At 70.6% G+C, this 18,514-nt stretch carries 15 protein-coding genes; 4 read left to right on the top strand and 11 right to left on the bottom strand.

What is annotated here, in order from left to right:
• Window positions 1-19: 19 nt before the first annotated feature.
• From IEZ21_RS10795 to iolC, 7 genes are all read right to left on the bottom strand, one after another.
• Window positions 20-2,488 (bottom strand): SpoIIE family protein phosphatase, encoded by a 2,469-nt coding sequence (locus tag IEZ21_RS10795; RefSeq protein WP_189321650.1) that lies wholly within the window; start codon window positions 2,486-2,488, stop codon window positions 20-22.
• Between the two features lie 134 nt (window positions 2,489-2,622).
• Window positions 2,623-3,408 (bottom strand): GntR family transcriptional regulator, encoded by a 786-nt coding sequence (locus IEZ21_RS10790; RefSeq protein WP_033319356.1) that lies wholly within the window; start codon window positions 3,406-3,408, stop codon window positions 2,623-2,625.
• 38 nt (window positions 3,409-3,446) lie between these two features.
• Complete coding sequence (locus IEZ21_RS10785) at window positions 3,447-4,943, bottom strand: CoA-acylating methylmalonate-semialdehyde dehydrogenase (RefSeq protein ID WP_189321649.1); 1,497 nt, start codon at window positions 4,941-4,943, stop codon at window positions 3,447-3,449.
• Between the two features lie 47 nt (window positions 4,944-4,990).
• Window positions 4,991-6,862: a 3D-(3,5/4)-trihydroxycyclohexane-1,2-dione acylhydrolase (decyclizing) gene (gene iolD / locus IEZ21_RS10780; protein ID WP_189321648.1), complete on the bottom strand. Its 1,872-nt coding sequence runs from the start codon at window positions 6,860-6,862 to the stop codon at window positions 4,991-4,993.
• A 7-nt stretch (window positions 6,863-6,869) separates the two neighbouring features.
• Window positions 6,870-7,754, bottom strand: coding sequence for a 5-deoxy-glucuronate isomerase (iolB, locus tag IEZ21_RS10775; RefSeq protein WP_189321647.1), 885 nt, complete (start codon window positions 7,752-7,754; stop codon window positions 6,870-6,872).
• Between the two features lie 49 nt (window positions 7,755-7,803).
• Window positions 7,804-8,682, bottom strand: coding sequence for a Cgl0159 family (beta/alpha)8-fold protein (locus tag IEZ21_RS10770; RefSeq protein ID WP_033319360.1), 879 nt, complete (start codon window positions 8,680-8,682; stop codon window positions 7,804-7,806).
• A gap of 53 nt (window positions 8,683-8,735) precedes the next feature.
• On the bottom strand, window positions 8,736-9,686 hold the full coding sequence (iolC, locus tag IEZ21_RS10765) for a 5-dehydro-2-deoxygluconokinase (protein ID WP_189321646.1): 951 nt from the start codon (window positions 9,684-9,686) through the stop codon (window positions 8,736-8,738).
• Window positions 9,687-9,974: 288 nt separating this feature from the next.
• Here iolC and IEZ21_RS10760 point away from each other — a divergent pair, with 288 nt between their 5' ends.
• The 4 genes from IEZ21_RS10760 to IEZ21_RS10745 are packed head-to-tail and all read left to right on the top strand — an operon-like array spanning window position 9,975 to window position 13,893.
• Complete coding sequence (locus IEZ21_RS10760; RefSeq protein ID WP_033319362.1) at window positions 9,975-10,994, top strand: sugar ABC transporter substrate-binding protein; 1,020 nt, start codon at window positions 9,975-9,977, stop codon at window positions 10,992-10,994.
• Window positions 10,994-12,073 (top strand): ABC transporter permease, encoded by a 1,080-nt coding sequence (locus IEZ21_RS10755; RefSeq protein ID WP_189321835.1) that lies wholly within the window; start codon window positions 10,994-10,996, stop codon window positions 12,071-12,073. The genes IEZ21_RS10760 and IEZ21_RS10755 overlap by 1 nt, the downstream gene beginning before the upstream one ends.
• A gap of 9 nt (window positions 12,074-12,082) precedes the next feature.
• The gene (locus IEZ21_RS10750) at window positions 12,083-12,994 is read left to right on the top strand and encodes an ATP-binding cassette domain-containing protein (RefSeq protein ID WP_189321645.1); all 912 of its coding nucleotides are present in this window, start codon (window positions 12,083-12,085) and stop codon (window positions 12,992-12,994) included.
• Complete coding sequence (locus IEZ21_RS10745; RefSeq protein WP_189321644.1) at window positions 12,991-13,893, top strand: sugar phosphate isomerase/epimerase family protein; 903 nt, start codon at window positions 12,991-12,993, stop codon at window positions 13,891-13,893. The genes IEZ21_RS10750 and IEZ21_RS10745 overlap by 4 nt, the downstream gene beginning before the upstream one ends.
• Window positions 13,894-13,951: 58 nt before the next feature.
• Here the strand turns inward: IEZ21_RS10745 and IEZ21_RS10740 are convergent, their stop codons facing one another.
• From IEZ21_RS10740 to IEZ21_RS10725, 4 genes are all read right to left on the bottom strand, one after another.
• Complete coding sequence (locus tag IEZ21_RS10740) at window positions 13,952-15,244, bottom strand: FAD-dependent oxidoreductase (protein ID WP_189321643.1); 1,293 nt, start codon at window positions 15,242-15,244, stop codon at window positions 13,952-13,954.
• Window positions 15,245-15,389: 145 nt separating this feature from the next.
• Complete coding sequence (locus tag IEZ21_RS10735) at window positions 15,390-16,394, bottom strand: Gfo/Idh/MocA family protein (RefSeq protein WP_189321642.1); 1,005 nt, start codon at window positions 16,392-16,394, stop codon at window positions 15,390-15,392.
• Window positions 16,395-16,465: 71 nt separating this feature from the next.
• Window positions 16,466-17,242 (bottom strand): SDR family oxidoreductase, encoded by a 777-nt coding sequence (locus IEZ21_RS10730; protein WP_189321641.1) that lies wholly within the window; start codon window positions 17,240-17,242, stop codon window positions 16,466-16,468.
• Window positions 17,243-17,257: 15 nt separating this feature from the next.
• The gene (locus IEZ21_RS10725; protein ID WP_189321640.1) at window positions 17,258-18,415 is read right to left on the bottom strand and encodes a phytanoyl-CoA dioxygenase family protein; all 1,158 of its coding nucleotides are present in this window, start codon (window positions 18,413-18,415) and stop codon (window positions 17,258-17,260) included.
• Window positions 18,416-18,514 lie beyond the last annotated feature (99 nt).

Genomic DNA, 18,514 nt, shown 5'->3' with positions numbered 1-18,514 from the left:
ACGGCCGCCACCCGGCGTGTCACACAGCAGGACCCGTGAGGGACTGCTCAGCCCAGATGATCTTGCCGTCCCGGGTGTGGCGGGAGCCCCAGCGCTGGGTGAACTGGGAGATCAGGAACAGGCCCCGGCCGCCCTCGTCGGTCGTCTTCGGATGGCGCAGGTGCGGGGCGCTGGCGCTGGCGTCCCAGACCTCGCAGATCAGGGTGGCCCCGGTCAGGATCAGGCGCAGCCGGATCGGTCCTGAGGCGTGCCGGATGGCGTTGGTGACCAGTTCGCTGACGACGAGTTCGGTGGTGAAGATCAGCTCGTCCAGATCCCACTCGGTCAGCCACCGCGCGGTCCGCTTGCGGGCGTCGGCCACGATCGCGGGGTCGCTGGGCAGCTCCCAGGACACGATCCGGCGCGGGTCGAGGCGGCGGGCACGGGCCATCAGCAGCGCCACGTCGTCCGGCGGGCGCGCCGGGACGAGGGCGTCGACGACGGCCTGGCACCGGTCGTCGAGTACGGGCTCCCGCCGCTCCAGTGCACGGCGCAGCCGTTCCCGGCCCGCGGCGGTGTCCTCGCCCGGGTCGAACCCGACGCCTGCGAGCAGGCCGTTGGTGTGGAGGGCGAGCACGCTGCCTTCCGCGAGCGGCAGTTCGACCGACTCGAAGGGCGGCCCTGCCACGCCGAGCAGGGGGCCGGCCGGCGGTTCGAGGAAGTCGACGGTGCCGTCCGGAGCGACGATCGCGGGCGCGCCCTGACCGGCGGCGGCGATGGCACACTGCCCGGCGACCGGGTCGTAGACCGCGTACAGACAACTGGCGCCCACCGCCTGCACGCCGCCGCCGCGCGGGTCCGGCTCGGTGTCGTCCTCGCGCGCGGCCCGGACGACCACGTCGTCGAGGTGCGCCAGCACCTCCTCGGGACGCAGGTCCAGGTCGGCGAGCGTCTGGACGGCGGTGCGCAGCCGGCCCATGGCCGCGGCAGCCTCGATGCCGCTTCCCGCCACCTCCCCCACCACCAGGGCGACGCGGGCGCCCGACAGCGGAATGACGTCGTACCAGTCGCCGCCGAGGCCGGTCAGCTCGTCGGCCGGCCGATAGCGGGCGGCGACCTCCATGGCGTCCTGCTCGGGCAGCCGGCGCGGCAGCAGATTGCGCTGCAGTACGAGAGCGGCGTCGCGTTCACGCGTATAGCGGCGGGCGTTGTCCAGGCACAGGGCCGCGCGGGCGACGAACTCCTCGGCCAGGCTCAGATCGTCCGCCTCGAAGGGGTCCTGCCACTGCCGCCGGAAGAAGGTGGTGATCCCCAGCGTGGTGCCCCGCGCCCGGATCGGCACGATCATCACGCTGTGCAGTCCCAGGTCGAGGAAGGAGGCGGCCCGGCCGCCGGGTATGCCGGTGGCCCACTCCTTGGCGAGCGGGTCGAGCCGTTCCTGGTGCCAGGATCTGCCGCTGGTCAGACTACGGAGCGGGGGTGCCCCGGCCCGGTAGCGGGCGGCCTGCCCGATCTTGACGACGGCTTCCGGGACGCCCTTGTTCACCGACTGGTGAGCCGCCCGTCGCAGCGACACCCTGTCCTCGTCGTTCAGCGGACCGGACGGCGGCTCGCCGCCTTCGAGGACGGACTCCAGGAGATCCACGGCGACGAAGTCGGCCAGTCCCGGCACCGCCACGTCGGCCAGCTCCTGGGCGGTGCGACGTACGTCCAGCGTGCGGCCGATGCGCTCGCCGGCCTGGTCGAGCAGGGTGAGCCGCCTGCGTGCGCGGTAGCGCTCGGTGACGTCGACGACCGTGTAGTACACGCCGATCGGGTTGCCGCGGTCGTCCTCGAGCCGGGTGAACGACATCGCGTGCGCGGACTCCCGGTGCGGCGCGGACCGTACGCGGCCGATGTGTTCGTGGTCGACGATCGGCACACCGGTGTGCAGCACCTGACGCATCACGGCTTCCAGTGCTTCGGCGTCCAGGCCCGGCTGGATGTCGCCAAGCCGCTTGCCGAGCCGTTCGTGTGCGGGTCCGCTGCCGAACTGCTGCATGGCCGTGTTCGACCACACATACCGCAGGTCCGTGTCCACGATGGCGAGGCCGATCGGCGACTGGCTGGCCAGCCGCTCCAGGACCGTACGGCTCATGTCCCAGCCCGGAGCGCCGGTCATGTCGGAGGCCAGCACCATCCAGCGCGCCGGGCCGCCCGACGCCAGGGCGGGGACGACGCGCACCATCGTGGCGACCGGGTGCCCGTCCCGGTGGCGTACGGACAGCGGACCGGCCCAGCCGCCGCCCCGCTCACAGCGTTCGATCAGGTCCGGAAGGCGCGCGGCGTCCTCGGGCATCAGCAGGTCGGCGGCGCCGCGGCCGAGGATTTCGGGCGCGGGGTATCCGTACAGCCGCTGGGCGTCGCCGCTCCAGCCGGTCACCACCGCGGCCGCGTCCAGCAGCACCGGCGCGGCGTCCGCCACGTCGAACCGCCGGCCCGTGACTCCGCTCTCCTCGCTGGTCACCACCGTGACCCTCTCCGTCCCTGAGAGTGGTCTGCTTGCGTACTTCCCGTTCGATGCCCTGTGCGGCTGCCGTCACACGTGTCCGACACTGCCCCAACGTACAGCCGCGAGGGGTCCCAGGCCCTTGGAAGTCGCTCTCAGGCGCGCATGAGGAGCTGGAACTCGAAGGCGTAGCGGGCGGCGCGGTAGACGTGGGTGCCGTACTCGACCGCCCGCCCCGTGTCGTCGTACGCCGTACGCCGCATGGTGAGCAGCGCGGCGCCCGCCGGATCGTCAAGCAGCTCGCCCTCCTCGGCGGTGGCGCAGCGCGCGCCGACGCTCTGGCGGGCGCTGTGCAGGGTGATCCCGGCGGCCCGCATCATCCGGTAGAGGCCGGTCGCCTCGAGGCGGGCGGTGTCGAGGTCCAGGAGTGCGGCGGGCAGGTAGTTGCACAGGTACGCCACCGGTTCGCCATGGGTCAGGCGCAGCCGCTCGAGGACCGTGACGTCGTCCCCTTCGGGGATGCCGAGAGCGGCGGCGACGTCCGCCGAGGCGGGCAGGACCTCGTTGCGCAGGACCTTGGTGGCGGGGCTCTGCCCGGCCGAGTCCAGGTCGTCGTAGAGGCTGCTCAGCTCCAGCGGGCGTTTGACCTGGCTGTGTACGACCTGGGTGCCGACGCCGCGGCGGCGTACGAGGAGGCCCTTGTCCACCAGGGACTGCATGGCCTGGCGGACGGTGGGCCGGGACAGGCCGAGCCGCGCGGCGATCTCCATCTCGTTGCCCAGCAGATCGCCGGGCGCGAGCGTTCCGTGCTCGATCGCGGATTCCAGATGCTGGGCGAACTGGTAGTAGAGCGGGATCGGACTGCCCCGGTCCAGCGCGATCTCGAGGCCGTCGACCGGGGAGGCGGTCCTGGCACGAGCGGCCCGTCCCTTCTTCGCCACCGGAACCTCCTCCCTTCGCGTCGGTTGCTCGAGAGCCGTCAGGAGTTGCTGGGGAAGCCGAGGTTGATGCCCCCGCTGTCGGCCGGGTCGGGCCAGCGGGTGGTGATCACCTTGCCCTGGGTGTAGAAGGCGATGCCGTCGTTGCCGTAGATGTGGTGGTCGCCGAAGAGGGAGTCCTTCCAGCCGCCGAAGGAGTGGTAGCCGACGGGCACCGGGATCGGCACGTTGACGCCGACCATGCCTGCCTGGACCTCGAGCTGGAAGCGGCGGGCGGCGCCGCCGTCGCGGGTGAAGATCGCGGTGCCGTTGCCCCAGCGGGAGCTGTTGATGAGCTTGATGGCGTCGTCATAGGTGTCGGCGCGCACCACGCACAGCACCGGGCCGAAGATCTCGTCCTGGTACGCGTCGGCCGTCACCGGCACCTTGTCGAGGAGCGAGACGCCGAGGAAGAAGCCGTCCTCGTGGCCCTCGACCGTGTAGCCGGTGCCGTCGACGACGACCTCGGCACCCTGCGCCGCCGCACCGGAGACGTACGACGCCACCTTGTCGCGGTGCTCGCGCGTGATCAGCGGGCCCATCTCGGAGGCGGGGTCGGTGCCGGGGCCGATCTTCAGGCCCTTGGCCCGCTCGGCGATCTTGCCGACCAGTTCGTCACCGGTGTCACCGACCGCGACGACGACCGACACGGCCATGCAGCGCTCGCCGGCCGAGCCGTACGCGGCGTTGATGGCCTGGTCCGCGGCGAAGTCCAGATCGGCGTCGGGCAGCACGAGCATGTGGTTCTTGGCGCCGCCGAGGGCCTGGACGCGCTTGCCGTGCTCGATGCCCTTCATCTGGATGTACTTGGCGATCGGCGTGGAGCCGACGAAGGACACGGCGGCGATGTCCGGGTGCTCCAGGAGGCGGTCCACGGCGACCTTGTCGCCCTGCACGACGTTCAGTACGCCGTCGGGCAGGCCCGCCTCGGAGGCCAGTTCCGCCAGCCGGTACGAGGCGGAGGGGTCCTTCTCGCTGGGCTTGAGCACGAAGGTGTTGCCGCAGGCGATGGCGACGGGGAACATCCACATCGGCACCATGGCCGGGAAGTTGAACGGCGTGATGCCCGCGACGACGCCGAGCGGCTGGCGGATGGACGCCACGTCCACCCGGGTGGAGACCTGCGTGGACAGCTCGCCCTTGAGCAACTGCGGGATGGAGCAGGCGAGTTCGACGATCTCCATGCCGCGGGCGACCTCGCCGAGCGCGTCGGAGTGCACCTTGCCGTGCTCGGCGGTGATCAGCGCGGCGATCTCGTCGCGGCGTGCGTCCAGCAGCTCGCGGTACTTGAACAGCACGGCGGTGCGCTTGGCGAGCGAGGCGGCGCCCCAGCTCTCGAACGCGGCCTTGGCGGCGGCGACGGCGGCGTCCACCTCGTCGGTGGTGGCGAACTCGACCTGCTTGTCCTGGGCGCCGGTGGCGGGGTCGTACACGGGGCCGAAGCGGCCGGAGGTGCCCTCGACGGGCTTGCCCCCGATCCAGTGGGTGATGGTCTTCATGGCGTGCGGGTCCTTTTCGTGAGCGGGGGGGGGTCGGGCGAGGGGGTTCAGAGGTGCCGGCGGCGTCCCTGCACGTGCTGGTCGTAGGTCTCGCGGGCCCGGTTCGCGGCTTCGCGGGAGGCGACCTCGGCGACCGGTACGTCCCACCAGGCCTGGGCCGCGGGGGCGGTGGGCGTGGGGTCCGTCTCGACGTACACGCAGGTCGGGCGGTCCGAGGCGCGGGCGGTGGCCAGGGCGTCGCGCAGTTCGCGGACGGTCTTGGCGCGGATGACGTCCATGCCGAGGCTGGCCGCGTTGGCGGCGAGGTCCACGGGCAGGGGCGCGCCGCTGAAGGTGCCGTCGGCCGCCCGGTAGCGGTAGGCGGTGCCGAACCGCTCGCCGCCGGTCTCCTCGGAGAGGCCCCCGATGGAGGCGTAACCGTGGTTCTGGATGAGGACCAGATTGACTGGCAGGCCCTCCTGGACGGCGGTGACGATCTCGGTCGGCATCATCAGGTACGTGCCGTCACCGACCAGGGACCATACGGGAGTTGAGGGCGCCGCCTGCTGGACGCCGATGCCCGCCGGGATCTCGTAGCCCATGCAGGAGTAGCCGTACTCCAGGTGGTACTGGCGCGGGGAACGGGCCCGCCACAGCTTGTGCAGGTCGCCGGGGAGCGAGCCCGCCGCGTTGATGACCACGTCGTCGTCACCGACCACGGAGTCCAGGGCGCCGAGCACCTGCGTCTGGGTGGGGACCTGGTTCTCGTCGTCCGCCCGGTAGACGGCGTCCACGACCTGCTCCCAGCGCTCCTTGCCCGCGCGGTACTCGGCCTCGTACGCCGCGTCCACACGGTGGCCGGACAGCGCCTCGGTGAGTGCGTCGAGCCCTGCGCGGGCGTCGGCGACCAGGGTGCGCGCGCTCAGCTTGTGGGCGTCGAAGGCGGTGACGTTGAGGTTGAGGAAGCGGACGTCGGGGTTCTGGAAGAGCGTGGCGGAAGCGGTGGTGAAGTCGGTGTAGCGGGTGCCGACGCCGATGACCAGGTCGGCGGTGCGCGCGATGTCGTCGCAGACCGCGGTGCCGGTGTGGCCGATGCCGCCGAGGTCGGCGGGGTGATCGTGGCGCAGCGAGCCCTTGCCGGCCTGGGTGGAGGCGACGGGGATGCCGGTGGCGTCCACCAGCGCCTTCAGCGCGTCCTCGGCCTCGCTGTGGTGAACGCCGCCGCCCGCGACGATCAGCGGCCGTTCGGCGGCCCGGATCGCATGCACGGCCTCGGCGACTTCGGCCGGTTCGGGCGCGGGGCGGCGCACCTGCCAGATCCGGTCGGCGAAGAACTCCTCGGGCCAGTCGTACGCCTCGGCCTGCACGTCCTGCGGCAGGGCAAGGGTGACGGCGCCGGTCTCGACGGGGTCGGCGAGTACGCGCATGGCGTTCAGGGCGGAGGGGATCAGGGCCTCGGGGCGGTGGATCCGGTCGAAGTAGCGGGAGACCGGGCGCAGGGTGTCGTTGACGGACACGTCCGCCGAGACGGGGTGTTCGAGCTGCTGGAGCAGTGGGTCGGCGGTGCGGGTGGCGAAGTAGTCGCCGGGCAGCAGCAGCACCGGGAGCCGGTTGACGGTGGCGAGGGCCGCACCGGTGACCAGGTTCGTGGCGCCGGGCCCGATGGAGGTGGTCACGGCCTGTGCGGAGAGCCGGTTGAGCTGGCGGGCGTAGCCGACCGCCGCGTGCACCATGGACTGCTCGTTGCGGCCCTGGTGGAACGGCATGGTCTCCTCTTGGGCCTCAAGCAGCGCCTGACCGATCCCGGCGACGTTGCCGTGCCCGAAGATCCCCCAGGTGCCGGCGATGAGGCGGTGCCGGGCGCCGTCGCGTTCGGTGTACTGCGCGGCGAGGAAGCGCACGAGCGCCTGAGCGACGGTCAGGCGGCGGGTGGAGCTCATCGATACCTCACTGGGACTGAGTGCTGGTGAGTCTGGGGTCGACGGGCTGGCTCGGCCAGGTGTCGCGGATCCAGGCGTGGTCGGGGTGGTCGCAGATCAGCCAGGCGCGCTCGGCGCCGGGGCCCGCCATGACGTTCAGGTAGTACATGTCGTGCCCTGGCACCGCCATGGAGGGACCGTGCCAGCCGTCCGGGATCAGTACGACGTCGCCGCCGCGCACCTCCGCCAGTACGTCCGTGCCGTGGCCGTGACCTGACGGCGAGACCCGCTGATAGCCGAGGCCGGGCGTGCCCTCGTGGTCGGCGAACTCGAAGTAGTAGATCTCCTCCAGCTCGGACTCCTCGCCGGGGCGGTTCGCATCGTGCTTGTGCGGCGGGTACGAGGACCAGTTGCCGCCGGGGGTGATCACCTCGACGGCGATGAGCTTGTCGCACTCGAAGACGCCGGCCGCGCCGAAGTTGTGGACCTTGCGCGAGCAGTTGCCGCTGCCGCGCAGTTCGACGGGGACGGAGGAGGCGGGCTCGTAGCGGGCGGGCAGGCGGCGGGTGCAGCGGGCGCCGGTGAGCGCGAAGCGTCCGCCCGCCGGGGAGGTGAGGCTCGCGGTCGCGTCGCGCGGGACGTACACGAAGTCGCTGGGGCCGCTGAACACGTCGGCGCGGCCGTGCAGTTCGTAGGTCTCACCGCCGAAGTCGTCGGTGACGGCGACGGCGGCGCCGCCGCTGAGCGACAGCACGATCCACTCGCTGTCCCCGGCCGTGAAGTGGTGGGTGCCGCCGGGCGGCAGCTCGAGCACCCGCAGACTGGAGTAGCCCCAGCCGGCGCTCTCGGGGGTGACGTCGACGGCGTACTGCTCGCTCGTGGCCTTCCCCAGGGGCAGGTGGTGCTTGGTCATCGGTCGGCTCCTCCTGGTCCGGTCATCGCGTGGTTCCTCGGTGTCTGGCTCACAGCAGCCCGACCGCGGTGTCCACGGCGGTCTCGACGCTGCCCTCCGCGGGGTAGAGCAGGGAACGGCCGACAACCATGCCCTGCACGGTGGGCAGCCGCAGCGCCTTGCGCCACCTCTCGTACGCGCCCTCCTGGTCCTTGCCGACCTCGCCGCCCAGCAGCACGGCGGGCAGGGTCGAGGTCTCCAGGGCGGCGGCCATGTCGTCCGGGTCGCTGGTGACCGGCAGCTTCAGCCAGGTGTAGGCGGAGGTGCCGCCGAGGCCCGAGGCGATCGCTATGGAGCGGGTGACGGCCTCGGCGGACAGGTCGTTGCGTACCGCCCCGTCGACCCGGCGGGAGATGAACGGCTCGACGAACAACGGGAGTTGACGCTCGGCCATGGCGTCGATGGCCCGCGCGGTGGACTCCAGGGTGGTCAGCGAGCCGGGGTCGTCGTAGTCGATGCGCAGCAGCAGCTTGCCCGCGTCGAAGTTCAGCCGGGCGATGTCCTCGGGGCGGTGTCCGGTGAAGCGGTCGTCCATCTCGAAGGACGCCCCGGCGAGCCCGCCGCGGTTCATCGAGCCCATGACGACCTTGTTCTCCAGGGCGCCGAGGAGCAGCAGGTCATCCAGGATGTCGGCGGTGGCGAGCACCCCGTCCACGCCGGGCCGGGACAGCGCGATGCACAGCCGCTCCAGCAGATCGGCGCGGTTGGCCATGGCCAGGCGTCGGTCGCCGACACCGAGGGCGCCGCGGGCCGGGTGGTCGGCGGCCACGATCATGAGGCGTCCGCTGTCGCCGATGAGCGGGCGGCGGCTGCGGCGGGCGGCCGCTTCGGCGATGGCCTCCGGGTGCCGGGCGCGCACTCCGACGAGGTCGGGGATGGTGAGGCTCAAGGGTTGGCTCCGTTCAGGGGGGCGTGGGGTCAGCCTCGGGAGGCGAGTCGGGGTCAGCCGCGGGAAGCGACGAGTTCCTCGACCTCGGTGGTGGTCGGCATCGCGGAGGAGCAGGCGAGGCGGGAGGCGACGATGGCTCCGGCCGCGTTGGCGTACCGCATGGTCTTCTCCAGCTCCCAGCCGGCGAGCAGCCCGTGGCAGAGCGAACCGCCGAAGGCGTCGCCCGCGCCGAGTCCGTTGACCACCTCCACGGGCACCGGTGGCACCTCGGCGGTGCTGCCGTCCCGGTGGACGGCGAGGACACCCTTGGGGCCCTGCTTGACCACCGCCAGTTCCACACCCGCCTCGATCAGGGCCTCGGCGCAGGCGTGCGGTTCGCGCACGCCGGTGGCGACCTCGCACTCGTCGAGGTTGCCGACGGCGACCGTGACGTGGCGCAGGGCTTCGGCGTAGTACGGGCGGGCCTCGGCCGGGTTCTTCCAGAACATGGGGCGCCAGTCGAGGTCGAAGACGGTGGTGCCCGCCTTGTCGCGCGCCTTGAGGGCGGCGAGCGTGGCCGAGCGGCTGGGCTCCTCGCTCAGGCCCGTCCCGGTGATCCAGAAGATCTTGGCCGAGCGGATGGCGAAGAAGTCGAGCTCCTCGGTGCGGATCTCCAGGTCCGGTGCCTTGGGCTGCCGGTAGAAGTACAGCGGGAAGTCGTCGGGGGGAAAGATCTCGCAAAAAGTTACGGGCGTCGGGTACGCGTCGACCGGGGTGACAAAGCGGTCGTCGACCCCGAACTCCCCCAGCGCCTGGTGCAGATACGTGCCGAAGGGGTCCTTGCCGGTGCGGGTGATGATCGCGGTTCTCCGGCCCAGGCGCGCGGCGGCCACCGCGACGTTCGCCGCGGAACCGCCGAGAAACTTCCCGAAGGTCTCGACGTCCGTGAGGGGGACGCCGGCCTGGAGGGGATAGAGGTCGACGCCGATACGGCCCATGGTGATCAGGTCGAAGGACTCGGTCATGCGTCGCTCCTCGCTCGGTGGATGCCCTCAGGTGTAAGTCGGCGGACGGGACCCTGTCAATAGTTTGTACTGACATTCTCACGTGCTCGTGAAATGATGTCTTAACAAAGTATTGACACGGCGCCTCATCAGGGGCTTACATCCCGTCCCAACAAGTGCAGCCGAAAGTTTCTCGGCACGTGGCCCGGCGTATGTTTTGCGCACGGGCTCCCAGGGTGCGGGCGTATGCCCGGCCCGTCGCCCTCGCCCGCTCCCTATTTCCCCGCAGCACAGTGAGGTGCCGGAAAGATGGACCGTACGTCTCGCCCCCGCTCCCGTAGACTCCCCGTCCTGGTGGCCGCAGCCGCCGCGACAGCACTGATCGTCACCGGCTGCTCCAGCAGCTCCGGGGGCAAGGAAGCCGAGGAGAGCGGCGAGAACCTCGCCGCGGGCAAGGCCAGCACTCCCCGCATGACCGTCGCCCTGGTCACCCACCAGGCCCCCGGCGACACCTTCTGGGACATCGTCCGCAAGGGCGCAGAGGCAGCTGCCGCCAAGGACAACGTCAAGCTGATCTACTCCAGCAGCCCCAACGCGGCCGACCAGGCCAACCTCGTGCAGAACGCGATCGACCAGAAGGTCGACGGCATCGCGGTCACGCTGGCCAAGCCGGACGCCATGAAGGAAGCGGTGACCAAGGCCGAGAAGGCCGGCATCCCCGTCGTCGGCCTCAACTCCGGTGTGGACGACTGGAAGAGCATGGGCCTCCTGTCGTACTTCGGTCAGGATGAGGGCATCGCCGGCGAGGCCCTCGGCAACAGGCTCAACGAGACTGGCGCCAAGAACGCCGTCTGCGTGGTCCAGGAACAGGGCCACGTCGGGCTCGAGGCGCGCTGCGCGGGTGTGAAGAAGACCTTCAAGGGCAAGACGGAGAACCTCTACGTCAACGGCACCGACATGCCGTCCGTGAAGTCGACCATCAACGCCAAGCTCAAGCAGGACACCTCCATCGACGAGGTGGTCACGCTCGGCGCCCCGTACGCGCTGACGGCCGTGCAGTCGGTGTCCGAGGCGGGCAGCAAGGCCAAGGTCGCCACCTTCGACCTCAACAAGGACCTGACCGGGGCCATCGAGAAGGGCGACATCGAGTTCGCCGTCGACCAGCAGCCCTACCTGCAGGGATACCTCGCGGTCGACACTCTGTGGCTCTACAAGAACAACGGAAACTACAGCGGCGGCGGCGAGGCTCCGGTCCTCACCGGCCCGGCCTTCGTGGACAAGTCCAACGTCGAGGCCATAGCGAAGTTCGCCGCGAAGGGTACTCGGTGATCCCCATGACCCAGCAGGCTGCGCCGGCGGTGTCCGCACCGCCGGCCTCCGGCCCGAAGAAGGAAACCGACGGCCGGACCTCCGAGCGCCCCATGTGGCTGCGGCTGCTCGCCCGGCCCGAAGTCGGTGTCTTCCTCGGAGCCGTCGCGGTCTTCGTCTTCTTCCTGATCGCGGCGCCGCCGGTCCGTGAGGCCGGCTCCATGGCCACGATCCTCTATCAGTCCTCGACCATCGGCCTGATGGCTCTGCCGGTGGCGCTGCTGATGATCGGCGGCGAGTTCGACCTGTCGGCCGGTGTCGCCGTACTCACCTCGGCGCTCACCGCGAGCATGGTCAGTTACCAGCTGACGATGAACGTCTGGGTGGGCGTCATCGTCGCCCTGATCGTCTCGCTGGCGATCGGCGCGTTCAACGGCTGGCTGCTGGTGAAAACCGGACTGCCGAGCTTCCTTATCACCCTGGGCACCTTCCTGATCCTGCAGGGCGTCAACCTCGCGGTCACCAAGCTGGTCACCGGCAACGTCGCGACGAACGACATCAGCGACATGGACGGCTTCGAGGGGGCCAAGTCGGTGTTCGCCTCGACCTTCACCATCGGTGGGGTGGGGGTGAAGATAACCGTCTTCTACTGGCTGGTCTTCGCGGCGATCGCCACCTGGCTGCTGCTGCGCACCAAGTTCGGCAACTGGACCTTCGCGGTCGGCGGCAACAAGTTCAGCGCCCGCGCGGTCGGCGTGCCGGTGACCTTCACCAAGATCGCGCTCTTCATGGGTGTGGGCTTCGGTGCCTGGTTCGTCGGTATGCACCAGCTGTTCTCCTTCAACACCGTGCAGTCCGGCGAGGGCGTCGGTCAGGAGCTGATCTACATCGCCGCGGCGGTGATCGGCGGCTGTCTGCTGACCGGCGGCTACGGCTCCGCGATCGGCCCGGTCTTCGGTGCCTTCATGTTCGGCATGGTGCAGCAGGGCATCGTGTACGCCGGCTGGAACCCCGACTGGTTCATGGCCTTCCTGGGCGTGATGCTGCTCGGCGCCACCCTCGTCAATCTGTGGGTCCGCAACGCGGCCACCCGGAGGTGATCTGATCCCATGACAAGCAACGGATCCACGGCCAACGGGGCCCTCGTCAAGGACGCCGCCCCCCAGGACGAGAAGCCGATCGTCGAACTGCGCGGCGCGGGCAAGTCCTACGGCAACATCCGCGCCCTGCACGGTGTGACCCTCTCCGTGCAACCCGGCAGGGTGACCTGCGTCCTCGGCGACAACGGCGCCGGCAAGTCCACACTGATCAAAATCATCTCCGGGCTGCACCAGCACACCGAGGGCGAGTTCCTCGTCGACGGCGAACCGGTGCGCTTCAGCACTCCGCGCGAGGCCCTCGACAAGGGCATCGCCACCGTCTACCAGGACCTCGCCGTCGTCCCGCTGATGCCGGTGTGGCGGAACTTCTTCCTCGGCTCCGAGATGACCAGCGGCCCCTGGCCGGTCCGCCGGCTCGACATCGCCCGGATGAAGAAGACCGCGGACGAGGAACTGCGCGCCATGGGCATCGTCCTGGACGACCTCGAGCAGCCCATCGGCACGCTCTCCGGCGGCCAGCGCCAGTCGGTGGCCATCGCCCGCGCCGTCTACTTCGGCGCCCGTGTCCTCATCCTGGACGAGCCGACCGCCGCGCTCGGCGTCAAGCAGTCCGGCGTGGTGCTGAAGTACATCGCCGCCGCCCGCGACCGCGGACTCGGCGTCATCTTCATCACCCACAACCCGCACCACGCCTACATGGTCGGCGACTACTTCAGCGTGCTGCGCCTTGGCACCATGGAGCTGTCCGCCGACCGCAGCCAGGTCAGCCTGGAAGAGCTCACCAACCACATGGCAGGCGGTGCCGAACTGGCCGCGCTCAAGCACGAGTTGGCGGAAGTCCGCGGCGTCGATGTGGAAGAGCTCCCCGAGGAGCAGGACCTCAAAGCCCCCGTAGTGACGTCCGAAGGAACCGCATCGTGACCAACCCCCTGGACCGCATCCGCGTCGGCTCGGCTCCCGACTCATGGGGCGTGTGGTTCCCCGACGATCCCCTTCAGGTGCCCTGGGAACGCTTCCTGGACGAGGTCTCCGAGGCCGGTTACCCCTGGATCGAGCTCGGCCCGTACGGCTATCTGCCGACCGACCCGGCCAGGCTCACCGACGAGGTGAACAAGCGCGACCTCAAGGTGTCGGCCGGCACGGTCTTCACCGCGCTGCACCGCGGCCCCGACGTCTGGGACTCCACCTGGGAGCACGTCAGCCAGGTCGCCGAACTGACCCGGGCCATGGGCGCGAAGCACCTGGTGGTCATCCCGTCGTTCTGGCGGGACGACAAGACCGCCGAGCTGATCGAGCCGCCCGAGCTGACCGTCCGGCAGTGGGCGAATCTCACCAAGGGCATGGAACGGCTCGGACACGAGGTGAAGGAGCGCTTCGGTCTCGACATCGTCGTGCACCCGCACGCCGACACCCACATCGACACCGAGGAACACGTCGAGCGCTTCCTCGACTCCACCGACAGCGCTCTGGTCAGCCTCTGCCTGGACACCGGCCACTACGCCTACTGCGGAGGCGACAACGTCAAGCTGATCGAGACGTACGGCGAGCGCATCGGCTATCTCCACCTCAAGCAGGTCGACCCGGAGATCCTCGCCGACGTCGTCAAGAACGAGGTCCCGTTCGGCCCCGCGGTCCAGCGCGGCGTGATGTGCGAACCCCCGTCCGGCGTACCGGAGTTGGAGCCGGTGCTGGTCGCCGCGCAGAACCTCGGTGTGGAACTGTTCGCGATCGTCGAGCAGGACATGTACCCGTGCGAGCCGGACAAGCCGCTGCCCATCGCCACACGCACCCGGAAGTTCCTCCGCTCCTGCGGCGCCTGAGAGGGTTCAGCAGAGTGCCGCAGGCCGGCAGCCCGCAAGGGCTGCCGGCCTGCGGGTTTCAAGCGCCCTCGGCGCCGTCCACAGGCGGGAAGTGCCGGCGGGCGAGGTCCTGGGCGTGGGACACGGCGCACTCGACCAGTTCGAAGGCGGGCAGGCCGCCGGCGTAGTAGGTGCGGGCCCGGCCCTGCAGCGCGTCGAGGCGGTCCAGGGCGCCGCCGGCGAGGTCGTCGCTGCCGAAGTGCGGCATGAACACCCACTCGCGCCGCAGATGCACCTCCCCCAGCCGCCCGCCGAGCGCCTCGACGTCGTCCCGCAGCAGCGCGGGGACGTCCTCGGGGCGGCCGTAGGAGTAGAAGGTGCGCACATCGCTGCCCGGGTAACGGTGGTGGTACGAGACGCAGTGGCCCTTCGCCTCGCGGGTGGCGGTGTGGCGGTCGAGGAAGTAGAAGGCGTTCTCCGGCAGGCCGGACGCGGAGGCGAGGGTGGTGTGGTAGGCGTTGCTGCGGATCCGCGCGGCGAGGTCGCGCTCCTCCTCGGTGGCGTCCAGGACCGGCAGAATCCGGTCCAGGCCGACGGCGAGCACCAGGTCGTCCGCCTCCACCGGGCCGGAGTCGGTACCGACCCGCACTCCGCCCGCGTGCCGCTCGACCGACTCCACGCGCACGGCGCACCGTACGTCCTTCAGCTCGTCGGCGACCCGGCGCCACAGCGTGGCGAATCCGCCCACGACGGTGAAATCGCCTGCGTACCCGAGCAGTTCGGGTCTGTGGGAGGACAAAAGACCGGTCATCTCCGCGTACTTCACGAAGTACAGCGCGGGCACGTCGTCGAGATAGCCGTATCCGGCCGCCGTGTATCCGGTGCCGAACGACTCGGCCATGGACTGCAGGCCGTGCTCGGCGAGCCACTCGGTGACGGGGGCGGCGAGCGCCCGCGCGGAGTGGGCGAGCCCGGGTTCGGCGATGCGCGGGAACTCCCGCTCGCGCAGCGCCTGGTAGCGCGGGAGGGCGCCGTCGAGCAGGAAGGCCATGGACTGGCGGCCCGGGGCGCGTGCGGCGACGTCGAGACCGCCGATAACCCGGTAGCGGGCGGTGCGTTCCGTCTCCACGTCCAGCTCGGTCACCAACTCCGCGACCCGCGCGTACTGGCTGGTGCATATGTGGCCGCCGAGGTCGTACGCCCGGCCGTCGACGTGAACGCTCTGGCACTTCCCGGCCACCGCGTCCTGCTCCTCCAGGACGGTCACCCGGTGCCCGGCACGCTCCAGTTCACGGGCGGCCGCCAGACCGCCCGGTCCGGCACCGATGACGACCACGCTCCGGGGGCCGGCGGTGTCGGGTAACTCCTGCATGGTCGTCGCTCCTCGATCGGTCGGGCATGGGCGGCTCTCATGGTCGTACGGAGAGACCACATGCCCGTAAACGGACGCCGGAGGTGCGATGTTCACTCGCCTGTGTCCCGGGTGCCCGAGGCACCCGGGACACAGGCGAGAGCTCTCATCCGGCGCGGACCTCGGTGATCGTCACCGGCCGGTGCTCGTGCAGCGACAGCGTGCAGGCCTCGGCGATCCAGCCTGCCTCGAGCGCGTCGGCCACCGTGCACGGCGAGGTTCGCCGGCCGGCGACGACCTCGGTGAACGCGTCGAGTTCGGCGCGGTAGGCGTCGGTGAAGCGGTCCATGAAGAAGTCGTGCGGCGTCCCGGCGGGGAACGTGACGCCTGGCTCCACGGAGCGCAGCGGCAGCTTGTCCTCCAGGCCGACCGCGATGGAGTCCTGGAAGCCGTGGATCTCCATGCGGACGTCGTAACCGCGGGCGTTGTGGCGGGAGTTGGACACCACCGCGATCGTGCCGTCGTCGAGGGTGAGGATCGCGCCGGTGGTGTCGGCGTCGCCCGCCTCCTTGATGTAGTCGGCGCCCCGGTTGCCGCCGACGGCGTACACCTCGGTCACCTCGCGGCCGGTGACCCAGCGGATGATGTCGAAGTCGTGCACGGAGCAGTCGCGGAAGATGCCTCCGGAGGCGGCGATGTACGTGGCCGGCGGCGGCGCCGGGTCCAGGGTGGTGGACCGTACGGTGTGCAGCGGGCCGAGTTCGCCGCTCTGGACGGCGGCACGGGCGGCCACGAAGCCGGCGTCGAATCGCCGGTTGTAGCCGATCTGGATCTCGACGCCGCTGTCCCGCACGGCGTTCAGGACCTCGACGCCCTCCTTCATCGCGCGGGCGACGGGCTTCTCGCAGAAGACCGGCACTCCCGCCTCGACGGCGGCCCGGATCAGTCCGGGATGGGCGTCGGTCGCGGCGGCGATCACCACGCCGTCCACGCCGGCGGCCAGCACCGCCTCCGGCGAGCCGACCGCTTCGGCGCCGAAGCGCTCGACGGCCGCCGTGACGGCATCCGCGAACGGGTCCGCGACGACGAGGGACTCGACCACGTCGAGCCGGGAGAGGGTCTCGGCGTGGAACGCGCCGATGCGGCCGAGGCCGAGGATGCCGATACGCATGGTTCAGGGGCTCCTTGTTTCCTTGTGCGTCGTACGTGTCAGTGGTGATCCGTACGTGTGTGTCGCGCGGCTCAGTCGAGTCCGCCGAGGACGTTCTGGTCCCAGTCGATGACCGAGCCGGTGACGACACCGCTGCGGTCGGAGAGCAGCAGGACCACGAAGTCGGCGATCTCGTCGGGCCGGCCGAGCTTGCCCATCGGCAGCTTCTGCGCGGCCTGTTCGCGCCAGTCGTCGCCCGCGCCGTGGAAGGTGCGCTGGGTGGCGTCCTCGCCCTCGGTCGCGGTCCAGCCGATGTTCAGGCCGTTGATCCGGATCCGGTCCCAGCGGTGGGCGTGCGCGGCGTTGCGCGTCAGCCCTGCGAGTCCGGCCTTGGCGGCGACGTACGGGGCGAGGAAGGGCTGTCCGCCGTGCTCGGACGAAGTGATGATGTTGACGATCGTGCCGGGCGCCTTGCGCGCCAGCATGTCGGCGACGGCGGCCTGCATGGCGAAGAACGGGCCCTTGAGGTTGATCGCGATGTGCGCGTCGAACAGCTCGGGCGTGGTGTCGAGCAGTGTTCCGCGGGAGGTGAGTCCGGCGGAGTTGACCAGGCAGTCGATCCGACCGTACGCCTCGATCACCCGGGCCGCACTCCCCCGCGCCTGCTGCGCGTCGGCGAGGTCGGCCCGTACGTACATGGCCTTGGTCCCGGCCTCGGTCAGTTCGGTGGCCAGTGCCTCGCCGAGTTCGGGGCGGCGCCCCGTGACGGCCACGGTCGCGCCCTCGCGGGCGGCGGCCCGGGCGACGGCCGCGCCGACGCCCTGGGTGCCGCCGTTGACGAGGACGACCTTGTCCTCAAGAAGTCCCATGTGCTCTCTCGTTCCTCAGCTCTCGCGGCGCTCGGTGGCGGCCCGCAGTGCGTCCCGCAGGTGTTCCGGGGTCCAGTCCTCGCGGAGGGCGCGCCGGACGAGGTCCGCCTGGGAGGGCGGGGCCAGTCCGTCGACGGGCGGGTCGGAGTCCAGGTTCGTCGGGAAGGGGTAGCCCTCGGCACTGGCCGCGATCACCGTGTCCAGCCACTCCTGGCGTACGCCCTCGGCCTTGCGCTTCAGCAGCACCGGGTAGACGGCGTTCGCGATGGCCTCACAGTCGACGGTCTCCATGGCCCGCCCGAAGGCCGAGGAGATCTGGAGCAGGTTCGCCATGCGGCGGATGTCCGCGGACCGGTTGTACCCGGCGGCGTGGAAGAGGGCGGGGTTGAAGAACACCGCGTCGCCCTTGGCGAGGGGGAGCTGGACGTGACGCGCCTCGAAGTAGGCCCGGAATTCGGGCAGTCGCCAGGCCAGGTAGCCGGGCTCGTACTTCTGTGAATGCGGCAGGTACATCGTCGGGCCGGACTCGACGGGCATGTCGCAGTGGGCGACCGCGCCCTGGAGGGTCAGTACGGGTGAGAGGCGGTGGACGTGCGCCGGGTAGGCGGCCGCGGTCTCGTTGGAGAGGAAGCCGAGGTGGTAGTCGCGGTGCACGGTCTGGGCGGCGCCGCCCGGGTTGACCACGTTGATCTGGGAGGTGACCTGGTAGCCGGGGCCGAGCCAGGCCGAGGACACCAGGGCGAGGACGTCGTTGGCGTAGTAGTCGGCGAACGCCTCCGCGTCGTACAGGGCCGCCTTCTCCAGCGCGTTCCACACCCGGTCGTTGGCGCCCGGCTTGGCGAAGTGGTCCCCCGCGGTCGCGCCCGCGGCACGCTGCTCGGCGATCAGGGCGTCGAAGACGGCGGTGGCCCGGTCGACGACCTCAGGGTCAGCGAAGGCGCCCCGGAAGACGACGATGCCCGGGCCCTCGGCGAGCGCGTGCACCAGCTCGGCCTGGAACTCGCGGTCGGCCTCGACCTGGTCGGCGTCGTAGACCGGCACGTTGCGCACGATGGCGGAGGCCTGCGGGTAGTCGGTGGGGTCGGTCTCCTGCTCGACGAGCGCACGGAAGGAGTCCAGGTCGCAGTCCTGCTCGGACAGCCAGGGACGGGGGTGTACGGAGGTGACGGTCATCGTCGTCCCTTCAGGGCACGGAGCGGTGGAGCGCTGTCATTCTTGTCATTACAAACCCCTCGAACAACCAGCAGGAACCCATCAAAAACCCCTCAAGGA

The sequence above is a fragment of the Streptomyces flaveus genome (assembly GCF_014647675.1).
GTDB lineage: Bacteria > Actinomycetota > Actinomycetes > Streptomycetales > Streptomycetaceae > Streptomyces > Streptomyces flaveus.
This window is presented reverse-complemented; position numbering and strand designations above follow the sequence as displayed.

What these genes read in the sequence shown, in the direction of transcription:
- iolD (WP_189321648.1), bottom strand. Translation starts at nt 6,862, where the DNA reads ATGAGCTCCACCCGCCGCCTGACCGTCGCTCAGGCGCTCGTGCGCTTC.
- IEZ21_RS10740 (WP_189321643.1), bottom strand. Translation starts at nt 15,244, where the DNA reads ATGCAGGAGTTACCCGACACCGCCGGCCCCCGGAGCGTGGTCGTCATC.
- IEZ21_RS10785 (WP_189321649.1), bottom strand. Translation starts at nt 4,943, where the DNA reads ATGAAGACCATCACCCACTGGATCGGGGGCAAGCCCGTCGAGGGCACC.
- iolC (WP_189321646.1), bottom strand. Translation starts at nt 9,686, where the DNA reads ATGACCGAGTCCTTCGACCTGATCACCATGGGCCGTATCGGCGTCGAC.
- IEZ21_RS10760 (WP_033319362.1), top strand. Translation starts at nt 9,975, where the DNA reads ATGGACCGTACGTCTCGCCCCCGCTCCCGTAGACTCCCCGTCCTGGTG.
- IEZ21_RS10725 (WP_189321640.1), bottom strand. Translation starts at nt 18,415, where the DNA reads ATGACCGTCACCTCCGTACACCCCCGTCCCTGGCTGTCCGAGCAGGAC.
- IEZ21_RS10750 (WP_189321645.1), top strand. Translation starts at nt 12,083, where the DNA reads ATGACAAGCAACGGATCCACGGCCAACGGGGCCCTCGTCAAGGACGCC.
- iolB (WP_189321647.1), bottom strand. Translation starts at nt 7,754, where the DNA reads ATGACCAAGCACCACCTGCCCCTGGGGAAGGCCACGAGCGAGCAGTAC.
- IEZ21_RS10730 (WP_189321641.1), bottom strand. Translation starts at nt 17,242, where the DNA reads ATGGGACTTCTTGAGGACAAGGTCGTCCTCGTCAACGGCGGCACCCAG.
- IEZ21_RS10735 (WP_189321642.1), bottom strand. Translation starts at nt 16,394, where the DNA reads ATGCGTATCGGCATCCTCGGCCTCGGCCGCATCGGCGCGTTCCACGCC.